The following is a 13991-nucleotide window of genomic DNA, read 5'->3' as shown; positions in this document are numbered from 1 at the left end:
GGTAGTTCGGCATGACAGCGTTTTCTATAATGGGGGTCGTAGCAGGCAGAACACAGCCCAAAAGGGGAGGATGTCAGAATGAAACGTTGGTCCGTATGGATGCTGATTGCGGTGATGCTCGCGGTCGCCGGCTGCGGTTCGAGCGGGGGGAACGGTGCTAACTCGGGAGATGCGTCCGGCCCGTCCGGCTCGAACGCTTCGCCCTCGGCGGAGAAGAAAGACGTGACGATCAAGATTTTCAACTTCAAGGTGGAAATCGCGGACGCCTTCAACCAACTGGCGGAGGCATACGAGCAGGAGACGGGGGTCAAGGTCGAGATCGAGACGCACGGAGGAGGCGAAGATTACAACGCGCTGTTGAAAGCGGAAATCGCCTCCGGGTCCGAGCCGGAAATTTTCAACGCCGAAGGCTACGCGGCGCTTGAGCCGTACTACGACCGCGCGACCGATCTGTCGAACGAGCCTTGGGCGAAAGACGTCGTTCCGTCCGCGGCGGCGCCGGCGAGAGTGGACGGCAAGCTGCTTGGCATGCCGATGAATATCGAGGGCTACGGGATCATTTACAACAAGGACCTGTTCGCCCAGGCGGGCATTGCCGAGCTTCCGACGACGCTGACCCAGCTTGAGGATGCGGCGAAGAAGCTTCAGGAGAAAGGCATTACGCCGTTCTCGACGACGAACGAATGGTGGTCGATCGGGCATCATACGATTAACGTCGGCCTCGCCGAACAGTCCGATCCGGTCAAGTTCGTCGAAGGAACGAAGGACGGCACGGCGTCGTTCAAGGGCAACGAAGTGTTCGAAAAGTGGATCAACTACGTCGACCTCGTATTCAAATACAGCCAGAAGGATAAGCTGACGACCGACTATGCGACGCAGGTGGCCAACTTCGCCACGGGCAAGGCGGCCATGATTCAGCAGGGCAACTGGATTCAAGGCGATATCGACAAAGTGGCGCAGTTGAATCTCGGCATGATGCCGATCCCGATCGACGACAGCGGCAAGGGACGCATCTACACGGGTCCGGCCAACTTCTGGATCGTCAACAGCAAGTCCAAGCATCCGGAGGAAGCGAAAGCGTTTCTGAACTGGCTTGTCTCTTCCGAAACGGGCAAAAACTACCTGGTTAAGGAATTCAAGTTCATTCCGGCGCTCGTCACGATTCCGGCCGCGTCCGAGGACATCGGACAGCTCGGCGCCGCGGTGTCGGCGCAGGCGAAGGATGCGGGCGGCTGGCATTGGGGCCGCTACCCGGACGGCGTCATTCAGGGCTGGGGCGCGGCGATGCAGGAGTATCAAGGCGGACAGATCGGCAAGGATGAGCTGTTCGGGAAGCTGGATCAGGCGGTCAAGGATATCGTGCAGAAATAAAAAATGAAGGAAGCGACAGGCGCCCGCGGGCGCCTGTTTGCGTATTAAACGGCAACCCTGTACGTACAAGTTGGATCGTGTGGTATAATGAAAAAAAACGTCTTGAGGTGAACGGTTTGAATTCGCATTCCCCGAAATACTTGCGGCTGAAAGAAGAGATCGTCTCCTGGATCGCCGGCGGACGCTACCGGCCCGGAGACAAACTACCTTCGGAGAACGAGCTGTCCGAGCAGTTCGGCTTAAGCCGCCAAACGGTTCGCCAATCGATCGGGGAACTTGTGCAGGAAGGCTGGCTGTCCCGCGAGCAGGGAAAGGGAACGTTCGTCTCCCGCCTGTCCGGAGAGCGGAGGAACACGGGGATGAACCGGACGGTCGGCTTGATTACGACTTATATATCCGATTATATTTTTCCGTCGATCGTCCGGGGGGTGGAGGCGGCGCTCAAGGACCGGGGCTACCGGCTGCTTCTCTCCAGCACGGACAACCGCAAGGACCGCGAGCGCGAAAGCCTGGAAATGATGCTCGGTCAGGGGGTATGCGGGCTGATCGTGGAGCCGACCCGCAGCGCCGAGGGGAACCCGAACTTCGACGCCTACATGGCGCTTGAGTACCACGGCATTCCGCTGCTGATGATCAACGAAAGCTACCCGGACCTGGACTGCCCCTGCGTCAAGCTCGACGACGAAGCGGGCGGGAAGCTCGCCGCCGATCATTTGCTCAAATTGGGCCACCGGCGCGTCGCCGGCTTTTTCAAAACCGACGACCTGCAAGGCAGCCGCCGGCTGAAAGGATTTCTGCAGGCGCACCGCGAGCGGAAGCTGCCGGTCGATCCCGCGCTGCTGATCCGGTACGCCACCGAGCAGAAGGAGGAGCGGCCGCAGGCGGCGCTGCGCGAGATGCTGGCCCGGCCGGACCGGCCGACCGCGATCGTCTGCTACAACGACCAATTGGCGGTGGCGCTGCTCGACGTGGTGCGGGAAGCCGGCTTGCGCGTGCCCGAGGACTTGTCGGTCGTCGGCTTCGACGATTCGTTTCTCGCGACGGCGACCGAGATCAAGCTGACGACCGTGGCGCATCCGAAGGCGGAAATGGGCGAGGCGGCGGCGGACATGCTCGTCACCATGCTGGAGAGCGGGCAGCCGCCGGAAGAGACGGCGAAAGTCTACGCGCCGAAGCTGATCGTCCGGCAGTCGACGGCGCCTGCGCAAAGCCAGGCTCCATCCTGACGGAAGCGGAACGGGGACGGCCAAGCCGAACCCGTTCCCGTTCGAGTTTGTTCTCATTCCGAGTCTGTTCCTGATCCGAATCTGTTCTCATTCCGAAACTCGTCTGCGTTCCGAAAATGGTTCCCGTTCTGAAACCGGTTCCGAAACCTGTGCCGGACATATGATGTCGGAACAAGCTTAGGCAAGACACTCTCCTCTCGACATACATGTACGTACAAGTGTATAATGAAGCCGCATACATTTTTGAATATTCATAAGATACGGCCGGAAAGGGTGAGCCTGCTTTGCTGGAAGCGTTAAAAGAAAGCGTTTGCCGCGCCAATAAGGCATTGCCGGAATACGGGCTTGTCACCTTCACATGGGGCAACGTCAGCGGCTTCGATCCGGGCAGCGGACTGATGGTCATCAAACCGAGCGGAGTGGCGTACGAAGAGCTGACGCCGGAGCATATGGTTGTCGTCGATCTGGACGGCAACGTCGTCGAGGGCGGTCTTCGTCCGTCCTCGGACACGCCGACGCATCTTGTGCTGTACCGGAATTTTTCCGGCATCGGCGGCATCGTGCATACCCATTCGACCTGGGCGACGATCTGGTCGCAGGCGGGTCAAGGGATCCCCGCGCTCGGGACGACGCACGGCGATTATTTCTACGGAACGATACCGTGCACCCGCCCGATGACGCCGGAGGAGATCCGGGGGGATTACGAGCTCGAGACGGGCAACGTCATCGTGGAAACGTTCCGCGGCATCGACCCCAAAGCCGTGCCCGGCGTGCTCGTATACAGCCACGCTCCGTTCGCATGGGGCAAAAATCCGATGGAAGCGCTGCACAACGCCGTCGTGCTGGAGGAGGTCGCGAAGATGGCCTACCACACCCGACAGTTGAATGCCGGCATTCCTTCGATGCAGCAGGAGTTGCTCGACAAGCATTATCTACGCAAGCACGGCGCTTCCGCCTACTACGGCCAGCCGGGCAAGGAGCATGAAGCGTCGGCTTGAAGCGGCATTTTCGCATGATGCGCGAGGCGCTGCCATTTTTCTTGAAATCGGAGGAGGCTTACGATGAGCAAAAAGTATGCGATCGGTGTCGACTACGGCACGCAGTCCGGACGCGCGGTGTTGGTGGATCTGTCGAACGGCCGCGAGGTGGCCGACCACGTTACGCCGTACCCGCACGGCGTCATCGACGAGAAGCTGCCGGGTTCGGGCAAGCCGCTGGAACACGATTGGGCGCTTCAGCACCCGGACGACTACCTCGAGGTGCTTCGCCGCTCGATTCCCGCCGTGCTGAAGGAATCGGGCGTCTCCAAGGACGACGTCATCGGCCTTGGCATCGACTTCACGGCATGCACGATGCTGCCGGTGGACAAGGAGGGCGTTCCGCTCTGCTTCAAGCCGGAATGGAAGGACAATCCGCACAGCTGGGTCAAGCTGTGGAAGCATCACGCGGCGCAGGACGAGGCGGACCGTCTCAATGCGATCGCGGCGGAGCGCGGGGAGAAATTTCTGCCACGGTACGGCGGAAAAATTTCGTCGGAATGGATGATCGCGAAGATTTGGCAAATTTTGAACGAGGCCCCGAACGTGTACGAGGCGACCGACCGGTTCACCGAAGCGACCGACTGGGTCGTATCGCAGCTGACCGGCAACTTTGTCCGCAACAGCTGCACGGCCGGGTATAAATCGATCTGGCACAAGCGCGACGGTTATCCGAGCCGCGAGTTCTTCAAGGCGCTGGACCCGCGCCTGGAAAACTTGATCGACACGAAGCTACGGGGAGACATCGTGCCGCTCGGCACGAAAGCGGGCGAAATCACGCCGGCGATGGCGGAGCTGACGGGGCTTGCGGCCGGCACCGCCGTAGCGGTCGGCAACGTCGACGCGCATGCGGCCGTGCCGGCGGTCGGCGTGGTCGACGAAGGCAAGCTGGTCATGGCGATGGGCACCTCGATTTGCCACATGCTGCTCGGCAAGAAGGAAGTCGCCGTCGAAGGCATGTGCGGCGTCGTCGAGGACGGCATTATTCCGGGTTATATGGGTTATGAAGCGGGCCAGTCCGCCGTCGGCGACATCTTCGAATGGTTTGTCGAGGAAGCGGTTCCGGCATATGTGAAGGAAGCGGCGGACAAGGAAGGCGTCAGCGTTCACGAATGGCTGACGGAGCGGGCGGCCGCCTACAAGCCGGGGCAGTCGGGACTGGTGGCGCTGGACTGGTGGAACGGCAACCGGTCGGTGCTGGTGGATACGAACCTGACGGGCGTGATGGTCGGATACACGCTGCTGACGAAGCCGGAGGAAGTGTACCGGGCGCTTCTGGAAGCGACGGCGTACGGCACGCGGACGATCATCGACGCGTTCCACAGCCACGGCGTGGAGGTGAACGAAGTGTACGCCTGCGGCGGCCTGCCGCAGAAAAACCGGCTGCTGATGCAGATTTATGCGGACGTGACGAACCGCGAAATCAAGATTGCGGATTCGAAGCAGACGCCGGCGGTCGGCGCGGCGATGTTCGGGGCGGTCGCGGCCGGCTCGGCCAAAGGCGGCTACGACAGCATCGTGGACGCAGCGAAAGCGATGGCGCGCGTGCGGGAGGAAACGTTTAAGCCGATTCCCGAAAACGTGGCCGTGTACGAACGGTTGTACCAGGAATACCGCAAGCTGCACGATTACTTCGGCCGCGGCGAGAACGACGTGATGAAGCGGCTGAAAGCGCTCAAGGACGAAGTGTCGGCTTCCGCGCATTAAGCGGGAAGACGGCGGTTTGTTCCATGCGACGGGGCGAAGCAGACATCTGCGCGATGTCTGCTTCGTCCCGTTTTTTTTCTGCGCGCCGAGCCTCCGCTGGTCCTCCGCCGAGCCTCCGTTGGTCCTCCGCCGAGCCTTCGCCGGGCTACCGCCGGCCACTACCGGTCAGGTCCGGTTTTGGCTTCTTCGGTCCAAGCGAACGATTCGGGCAGCCGGATGCTCCTCGCCGAGAATCAAATCGCGGATGAGGCGGGAGGCGATGGCGCTGTACACGGTGCCGTTGCCCCCGTAACCCAGCGCGTAATAGCAGCCCGGCCGCAGCGGGTCTTCGCCCAGCCAGGGGAGGCCGTCGGCGGATTCGCCGAAAGTGCCGCACCACCCGTAGGCGAGCTGCAGCTCCTGCCCCCAGGCGGGGAACAGCTTTCGCACCTCGGACAGCAAGCGTTGGGAACGCCGATTCAGCTCTTCGCCAGTCGTCACCGGTTGGCTGTGAGGCTCATCCAATCCGCCTGCCATGATTCTTCCGTCGTTTGTCGTTCGCAAATACAGATAAGGTCTAGCCGTCTCCCACAGCAGCCAGCGATCGCGCCAATCGGCAAGCGATGGAAGCGGCTTGGTCACGATAACGTAGGACCGGTTCAGCCTGGCGTTGATCCACGGATGGCTGGCGGCTTCAGGGGTGTAGCCGATCGCGCGGACGACAAACTCCGACTCGATGGTGCCTGATGGGGTCTTCGCGATAAAGCGGCCTTTTTGTCCGGAAATAGACAGCAGAGGCGTGCGTTCGTAAATCGCCAGTCCGTGAGCGGCGGCGTCTTCGGCGAGGGAAACGACGAACAGATAGGGATTGATCTCGCCGTCGCCGCGCGTGACGATGCCGGCGGGCTTGCGGAACGGGAACTCGCTCTGGATGCGTTCGGCATCCCACCACTCGACCCCGAAACCGTGCTTGTCCAGCATCTCGTATTCGCGTCGCAGTTTCGGCACGTCCGCTTCCGAACTGGCCAGGTACAGGCTGGTCCTGGGTTTGTAGCCGACATCCCGGGCAAGCAGGCCGGCGGTGAGCCCGAGCTGTTGGACAGCGGCTTTGCATTCGCGGTAAAAGGCGGCGGCATCCGCTTCACCGATCTGCGCGGCGAGCTCGGACAGCATCATATCGTTGGAATACTGCAGCAGACCGGTGTTGGCGGAAGTGCTTCCGGAGGCGATTCTGTCCCGCTCGATCACCGCAGCCGAAATGCCGCTGCGCGCCAGCACGTGGCCGCACATGATGCCGGCCATTCCGCCTCCGACGATAAGCGCCCGACATCGGGCGGTGCCTTCGAGCGAAGGATAAGCCGGGGGATTCGGCCGGGTCGACGGCCAATACAGCGAGCCGTAATGCAGCGTCAATTCAGTCCCTCCATCGATGTACGGATGTTCAAAGTATGCGCAAAAACCGCGCCGGGCTTTCGCCCGCTCCGGCTTTCGACTACAATAAAGGACAGATTGACAAAAAAAGAAAAGCCGTCCGGCGAGGAGAACGAACAAGGCGAACAAGAGAGATCGGACAAAACGAACGAGAGAGATCGGACAGACCGAAGGAGAGGCGAGAGTAGACATGGACGGGACAATGTACGGGGACCGGTCGTCCCCGTTCGGCTGGGGGGACGAAACGGATTCCCGCAAGCGGCGCGATCGCCGCTGGATCGGGCTTGATTGGCTGCTGGTCGCGATACTGACGCTTTTCGCGGCATTGACCTCATTCAGCGATCTCGGCGACCGTTCCGCCGCGCAGACCTATTGGAAACCCGGCGCGCCGGGCGAAGGCTTCATCGCGGATTTCGGGGAAGTGCGGCAGGTCGACCGGACCACCCTTTACGAAGGACCGGGCGCGACGGGAGAAAGCAGAATCGAATATTCGGTCGACGGGGTTCGATGGGAGCCTTATCTGACAGTCGAGCACAAGACGAACCGGGTTTTTACGTGGAAATACGAGGACAAACCGGTCGAGGCCCGCTATATGCGCTTTACGGCCGTGCGCACCGGGTTTCGCCTGTACGAGGCGGGATTTTTCACGAAGGATAACTGGACGCCGATCGCCGTTGCCGACGTTGCGCCGGTCGGCCGTCCCGATTCGAACGCCGAAGGGGACGTCCGGCACGTTTTCGACGAGCAATCCGAGGTTCCCTATCGTCCCGATTACCGCAACAGCATGTATTTCGACGAAATTTACCACGGCCGGACGGCCTACGAGTTTATCGAGCGGATGGAACCGTATGAGAACACGCATCCTCCGCTCGGCAAATGGCTGCTTTCGTGGGGCATCGAGCTGTTCGGGATGACGCCGTACGGCTGGCGGTTTATGGCCGCCGTTTGCGGCACGGCGATGGTGCCCGTCTTTTACGCCGCGGCCAAAGGCATGTTCGGCCGCACCCGATACGCCTTTTTGGCAACGCTTCTGCTCGTGCTGGAAGGCTTCCATATCGTCCATTCCCGCATGGCCAACGTCGATATTTTCGGCGTCACCTTCACCATCGTCATGTATTATGCGATGTACCGTTTCGGAGAATCGGAATGGCGCGCAGGCCGGCTCGGCCGTCCGCTCGGCTGGCTGGCTTTGTCCGGCTTTTTCTTCGGCTGCGCCGCGGCGGTCAAATGGAACTATCTTTACGGCGGGGCGGGACTTGCGATCCTGTTTTTCCTCGCCTTGTACAGACGCCTGCGGGAGCACAGGCTGCGCCGGGAGAGGGGCTATTTCAAACGGCTGATCGCCGTACTCACGGCGGCCGTGCTGTTTTTTGTCGTTGTGCCTGTCGGCGTTTACAGCCTGTCGTATATTCCGTTCGTGAAAGCGACCAAAGCCGACGACGGCATCAACGTCCAGGATTTGTGGAAATACCAGGAAAATATGTACAATTACCATAAAGGCGTTAAGGAAAAGCATCCGTATTCTTCGAAATGGTATACGTGGCCGGAAATGCTGAGACCGGTCTGGTATTACGGCGGCAAGGATTTGCCTGCCGGACAGGCCCAGAGCATCGCGGCCATCGGCAATCCGCTGATTTGGTGGGGAGGGCTCGCCGCGCTGCTCGCGTCGTGGTTCCTCGGCTGGCTGCGCCGGGACCGGGTGGTGCTGACGATCGCGGTCATGTACCTGTCCTTCTACGTTCCGTGGATCGTCGCGCCGCGCAGCATTACGTTCCTGTATCATTATTTTCCGATGGTTCCGCTGCTCATTCTGTCCATCGTCTGGATGCTCCGCTGGATGGAGGAGAATTTCCGGTTCGGCCGGAGAGCGACGGCGCTGACGGTCTGCGGAGCTGCCTTTTTGTTTGTCTGGTTTTATCCGGTGTTCACGGGAATGATGATTAGCAGGGAATGGATGAACGTGGCGCTTCGCTGGCTGCCGAGCTGGGGATTCTAGTAATGAAAGGGGTGAACCTATGAGCCGTGCCGTTTTTCTGTCGGTCGTCGTTCCGATGTATAACGAAGAAGAAGTGATCGAAACGACGTACCGGCGAATCACGCAAGTGCTGGAGGCGCTGGGCGAGACGTACGAGATCGTGTTCGTCAACGACGGAAGCCGGGATCGGACGGCCCCGATCGTGCGGGAGCTGGGCGCAAGCGACAAAAGGGTGAAGCTCATTGATTTCTCCCGCAATTTCGGGCACCAGATCGCCGTGACGGCGGGCATGGATTACGCTTCGGGGCGGGTCGTCGTGTTGATCGACGCCGATTTGCAGGACCCCCCGGAGCTGATTCCGGACATGATCGCCCGCTGGCGGGAAGGCTACGACGTCGTTTACGGAAAGCGCATCGCCCGAAAAGGAGAGTCCTGGTTCAAAAAAGCGACCGCATCGGCTTTTTACCGCATTCTTCAGGCCATGACGTCGGTCGATATCCCGCTGGACACGGGGGATTTCCGGCTGATGGACCGCAAGGTGTGCGACGCGATCCGGCAAATGCGCGAGCGCAGCCGCTTTATCCGCGGCATGGTCAGCTGGGCGGGCTTCCGTCAAACGGCGCTCGAGTACGTCCGCGAGGAACGCTTTGCCGGCGAGACCAAGTACCCGCTGCGCAAAATGATTCGCCTGTCGCTCGACGCGCTCACCTCCTTTTCGACCAAGCCGCTGAAATTCGCCGGCATTCTCGGCTTCATGATGTCGGCGGCCGGGTTCATCTACTTGCTGGTCGTCCTGTACCAGAAATTTTTTACGGATACGACCTTGCAGGGCTGGACCTCCATGGTCGTCATCAGCCTTCTGTTTCACGGCATTACGCTTTCGCTGCTCGGCGTGTTCGGCGAATATATCGGCCGCATTTACGAGGAAACGAAAGGAAGGCCGCTTTATGTGGTGGCGGAAACGCTCAATGTGGAGCGGGAAGAAGAAGCGGAGCTTCGTGAGCGGCAGCTTGATTTGAGGAGGTAAGCTGGATGTGTGAAATGTGCAATCGGGAGCATCCGGACGCGTTTCCCGCGGACGTGCCGCTGGTCGTGACGACAAGAGGAGGCTTGCCGGAAAACCAGCACCGGGGAAGAATTAGCATCGTCTCGGTGGACCGCGGGGAGGAGCTGGAGGCGTACGGAGATACGAAGGCGCCTGTTTTTATCCGCTCGACGGGCAAGCCGATGCAGGCGATCGAGCCCTTGCTTGGCGGCGCGGCCGAAGCGTTCGGCTGGGAGGACCGGCATTTGGCGATGCTGGCGGCCTCGCACCGAGGCCATCCGGAGCAGATCGCCGCGCTTGAGGACATGCTGGCGAAGTCGGGCGTGCCGGAGGACGCCTATGCCTTCCGGGCGTCGGAGCCGATTAATGCGCGGGCGCGCGATGAGTGGGCGCGCGGCGGCGGCGTTCCGCGCAAGATTTATCATACGTGCGCGGGCAAGCATCTTGGCATGCTGGCCTGGTGCAAGCTTATGGGATGGCCGCTGGAAGGGTACGAGCGGCCGGAGCATCCGGCGCAGCAGCGCATTGTCCGCCGCGTCCGCGAGTGGCTGGGCGCAAGCGAGGCGGAGACGGTCGTCGGCCGCGACGGCTGCGGCGTGCCCGTTGCGGCGGTTCCGCTGTGGCGCGCGGCGCTCGGATACGGGCGGCTTGCGTGCCCGGATGCCGCTCCGGACCGCAAGGCGGCTGCGGCGGCCGCCCGAGTAACCGCGGCGATGAACCGCCATCCGGAGCTTGTGGAAGGGCCGGGCAGGCTGGCCAGCTTGCTGCTGGCCGACCCGAACGTCGTCGCCAAAAGCGGGGCGCAAGGCCTGTTTACATTTGGCTTGCGCAAGGAACGGATCGGCGTCGCCATTCATCTGTCGGACGGCTCGGAAGCTTCCTGGGGCCCGGTCGTCATTTCCTTGCTCGAACGGCTCGGGGGCGTGTCGGAAACGACGATGGCTTCGCTTCGCGACCGTTTTCCCCGCGCGTTCGTCAACGATGCGGGCGCGGTGGCGGGAACCCGGGAAGCGGTGTTTTAAGCGTTCACCGAAGCGCGGTATTCGCTCGGCGATTGACCGTAATACCGGCGAAATTGCTTGGAGAAGTAAAGCGCGTCGACAAATCCGACGGAAGAGGCGATTTGTTCGATCGTCAGCTCCGGGCGCTCGCGAAGCAATCGGCGGCCGTGGTCGACTCGCGTCCGCGTCAGAAAGGCGATCGGCGTCAGGCCCGTATGGCGGCGGAACAACCGGGACAGATAAGCCCGGTTGTAGCCGAGCGCCTCGGCCATCGATTCGATGGTGATCGGCTCGGCATATTGCGTGGACAGATAGCTGGCCGCCTGGCGAACCAGCTCTTCGGCATGCGAGTCGGGCCTGAGCTTGGCGGGCCGCTCCTCCCGCCTTGCTTCCTGCAATTCCGCCAGCAGCAAATATAAATGCCCCGTCGCCTCCAGCGAGGAGGAACGCCGCCTCGACCGGAAGGCTTCGTAAATTTTTTTGCATCTTTCTCCCGGACGCCGGTCGCTTCCGCTGTCTACGGTCGGGGACTCGGGATCGAGCCCGGCTTCTTCGACAAGAGCGGCGGCCCGTTCGCCCGAAAACGCTACCCACCGGTAGCGCCACGGTTCCTCCGAATCGGATACATAACTGACGAGCTGGCCGGGATGAATGAGGAAGCTGTGTCCCGCTCTCAACGCCATCGCCGCATCTCCCGCAACGAACGTCCCTCGCCCCGAAATCACATGATGGAGCAAATAGTAGTCGACGATTTTGGGCCCGACCCGGTGTTCCGGACGCGTCTGGCTTTCGCCGGCGAACAGCACGGAGAGCCCTTGCTTATGGTCCGTCTCCGGCCGGACGGGGTTGGACGCGACCCGGTACGTTGGCGCTTTAGGCATTAACGGCAACCTCCTTGTTTTCTTCTTCATATTTTAACACGTTGCAGCCTTTACGGGCTGCCGGAAGTCACATTTATCCATATGAAGCGCACTTCCCGCCATTTTGCCGCGGCCTTGCGTTCAGTATACTGGTAGCAAATCCGCTTTCCATAAGGAGAGGTAACGAGATGCCGCAAATCACGGAACTAAAAAAGGAATTCACGAAGCGCTTTGGCGGAAGCGAAGACGGAATTCGCGTGTTTCACGCGCCCGGCCGCGTCAATCTCATCGGGGAGCATACCGATTACAACGGCGGCGCCGTTTTTCCGGCTGCGCTTACGTTCGGCACGACGCTGTTGATCCGTCCCCGCGGCGATTTGCAGCTTGGCCTTGCGTCGACGAATTTTCCGGTCTCAAGCACGATTTCGGCCCGCGGACTTACGTTTAAGGAAGAAGACGACTGGTTGAATTATCCCAAGGCGGTCGTATGGGAATTGGCCCGTCGCGGCATCGATCTGAGCGTCGGCTACGACTTGCTGTACCATGGCGAGATTCCGAACGGGGCGGGACTTTCCTCCTCCGCTTCGATCGAGGTCGTTACCGCTTATGCGCTGCTGCGGATGGAAGGAAAAAAGACGGACCCGGTGGAAATCGCCGTCTGGTCGCAGCATGCGGAAAATGAATTCGTCGGCGTCAAATGCGGCATTATGGATCAGTTTGCCGTCGCCAACGGCAAGAAGGATCATGCCATCCATCTGAACTGCGATACGCTGGAATATGAGCTCGTCCCGTTCCGCTCCGGCGATTACCGGCTGGTCATCGGCAACACGAACAAGCGGCGGGGGCTTGTCGACTCCAAATATAACGAACGCCGCTCGCAGTGCGAACAAGCCGTGCGCGAGCTTAGGGCCGCGTTTCCGGAATTGAAGCTGCTCGGTCAACTGACACTGGCCGAATTCGAGGCAAACAAGTCCCTCATCGGAGATGAAACGGTTCGCCGCCGAGCCAGACACGTCGTGGAAGAGATCGATCGCGTCAAGCAATCGATCGACGTACTGAAGCGGGGCGATTTGGCCGCCTTCGGTTCCCTGATGAACGCCTCGCACGATTCGCTTCGCGATCTGTACGAAGTCACCGGCCCCGAACTCGATGCGATGGTCGACGCCGCGCGAGCCGTTCCCGGGGTGCTGGGTTCCCGCATGACGGGCGCAGGCTTCGGCGGCTGCACGATTTCGCTCGTTCACGGGCAATCCGTAGACCGGTTCATCGAAGAAGTTGGCCGGAAGTACGAAACGGCAACCGGCCTGAAACCGGATTTCTATGTATGCGATATCGGCGACGGCGTTCGCGAATGGGAAGGAGAGGCGTAAAATGGCTGTTCTTGTTACCGGCGGAGCCGGGTATATCGGTTCGCATGCGGTTGCGGCGCTGCTCGAAAAAGGCGAAGACGTCGTCGTCGTCGACAACCTCTATCAGGGCCACCGCGAAGCGGTATTGGGCGGCAAGCTGTATGTAGGGGATATTCGGGACGAAGCGTTTCTGGCCGGCGTGTTCGCGGAAAACGACATCGACGGCGTCATCCACTTCGCCGCCCATTCGCTGGTCGGCGAAAGCATGCAGGACCCGGGGAAATATTACCATAACAATGTGTACGGCACGTTGTGCCTGCTCGAAGCCATGAAGAAAGCGGGCGTTCGCAACATCGTGTTTTCGTCGACGGCCGCGACCTATGGCGAACCGGAACGGGTGCCGATCGACGAGTATGATCGGACGCTGCCTACCAACGCTTACGGCGAAACGAAGCTGGCCATGGAAAAGATGATTCGTTGGTTCGACACGGCGCACGGCGTCAAATCAGTATCGCTGCGGTATTTCAATGCGGCGGGCGCCCACGAGAGCGGCCAAATCGGGGAGGACCACAAGCCGGAGTCCCATCTCATTCCGCTCATTCTGCAGGTCGCGCTCGGCCAACGCGAAACGATTTCCATCTTCGGCGAGGATTACCCGACGGAGGACGGAACCTGTATCCGCGATTATATTCATGTCAGCGATTTGGCCGACGCGCACATTCTCGCGCTCGAAAAATTGCGGCAAGGCGGGGAAAGCGCAATTTACAACTTGGGCAACGGAACCGGATTTTCCGTCAAGCAGGTTGTCGAGACGGTTCGCCGGGTGACCGGCCATCCGATTCCCGCCGAAGTGAAAGCCCGGAGGGCCGGGGATCCGGCTGTGCTGATCGCTTCCTCGGCGCGCGCCCGTACGGAGCTCGGATGGCAGCCTCGCCGCAACCGCCTGGAAGACATCGTGGCCAGCGCCTGGGAATGGCATCGCAACCATCCGAACGGTTACGGAAAGTAAC

General features: G+C 60.8%; 11 protein-coding genes. 9 read left to right on the top strand and 2 right to left on the bottom strand.

From position 1 onward, the window contains the following. Positions 1–78: 78 nt before the first annotated feature. The 4 genes from F560_RS0113315 (at position 79) to F560_RS0113300 (ending at position 5341) form a co-directional block, all read left to right on the top strand. The gene (locus tag F560_RS0113315; RefSeq protein ID WP_019006232.1) at positions 79–1371 is read left to right on the top strand and encodes an ABC transporter substrate-binding protein; all 1293 of its coding nucleotides are present in this window, start codon (positions 79–81) and stop codon (positions 1369–1371) included. A gap of 116 nt (positions 1372–1487) precedes the next feature. Beyond that, positions 1488–2597 carry a GntR family transcriptional regulator gene (locus tag F560_RS0113310; protein ID WP_019006231.1) on the top strand — a complete coding sequence of 370 codons (1110 nt, stop codon included), beginning with the start codon at positions 1488–1490 and terminating at the stop codon, positions 2595–2597. Between the two features lie 284 nt (positions 2598–2881). Further along, positions 2882–3595 carry an L-ribulose-5-phosphate 4-epimerase gene (araD, locus tag F560_RS0113305; RefSeq protein WP_019006230.1) on the top strand — a complete coding sequence of 238 codons (714 nt, stop codon included), beginning with the start codon at positions 2882–2884 and terminating at the stop codon, positions 3593–3595. 63 nt (positions 3596–3658) lie between these two features. Next, the gene (locus F560_RS0113300; RefSeq protein WP_019006229.1) at positions 3659–5341 is read left to right on the top strand and encodes a ribulokinase; all 1683 of its coding nucleotides are present in this window, start codon (positions 3659–3661) and stop codon (positions 5339–5341) included. Between the two features lie 165 nt (positions 5342–5506). Here the strand turns inward: F560_RS0113300 and F560_RS0113295 are convergent, their stop codons facing one another. Continuing rightward, entirely contained in the window at positions 5507–6733 is a 1227-nt protein-coding gene (locus F560_RS0113295) for an NAD(P)/FAD-dependent oxidoreductase (protein ID WP_019006228.1), read from the bottom strand. Positions 6734–6941: 208 nt separating this feature from the next. Between F560_RS0113295 and F560_RS0113290 the strand changes: the two genes are divergently transcribed. Genes F560_RS0113290 through F560_RS0113280 form a run of 3 tightly spaced genes read left to right on the top strand, consistent with a single transcriptional unit; the run spans position 6942 to position 10793 of the window. Next, the gene (locus F560_RS0113290) at positions 6942–8747 is read left to right on the top strand and encodes a phospholipid carrier-dependent glycosyltransferase (RefSeq protein WP_019006227.1); all 1806 of its coding nucleotides are present in this window, start codon (positions 6942–6944) and stop codon (positions 8745–8747) included. Positions 8748–8766: 19 nt separating this feature from the next. Continuing rightward, complete coding sequence (locus tag F560_RS0113285; protein WP_019006226.1) at positions 8767–9753, top strand: glycosyltransferase family 2 protein; 987 nt, start codon at positions 8767–8769, stop codon at positions 9751–9753. Between the two features lie 5 nt (positions 9754–9758). Then, positions 9759–10793, top strand: a complete 1035-nt coding sequence (locus tag F560_RS0113280) for an asparaginase (protein WP_019006225.1) — start codon at positions 9759–9761, stop codon at positions 10791–10793. Here F560_RS0113280 and F560_RS0113275 read toward each other — a convergent pair. Then, a complete protein-coding gene (locus tag F560_RS0113275; protein ID WP_019006224.1) occupies positions 10790–11653 on the bottom strand; it encodes an AraC family transcriptional regulator in 864 nt (287 codons plus the stop codon). The genes F560_RS0113280 and F560_RS0113275 overlap by 4 nt on opposite strands. A gap of 167 nt (positions 11654–11820) precedes the next feature. Here F560_RS0113275 and F560_RS0113270 point away from each other — a divergent pair, with 167 nt between their 5' ends. Together F560_RS0113270 and galE are read left to right on the top strand one after the other, a co-directional pair. Continuing rightward, on the top strand, positions 11821–13002 hold the full coding sequence (locus F560_RS0113270) for a galactokinase (protein WP_019006223.1): 1182 nt from the start codon (positions 11821–11823) through the stop codon (positions 13000–13002). Between the two features lies 1 nt (position 13003). Next, positions 13004–13990 carry a UDP-glucose 4-epimerase GalE gene (gene galE, locus F560_RS0113265; RefSeq protein WP_019006222.1) on the top strand — a complete coding sequence of 329 codons (987 nt, stop codon included), beginning with the start codon at positions 13004–13006 and terminating at the stop codon, positions 13988–13990. Position 13991: the final 1 nt, after the last annotated feature.

Origin of the sequence: Cohnella laeviribosi DSM 21336 (genome assembly GCF_000378425.1) — a bacterium.
Lineage (GTDB): Bacteria > Bacillota > Bacilli > Paenibacillales > Paenibacillaceae > Cohnella > Cohnella laeviribosi.
Note: the sequence above shows the minus strand (reverse complement) of the source record. Positions and strands in the feature narration are given on the sequence as shown.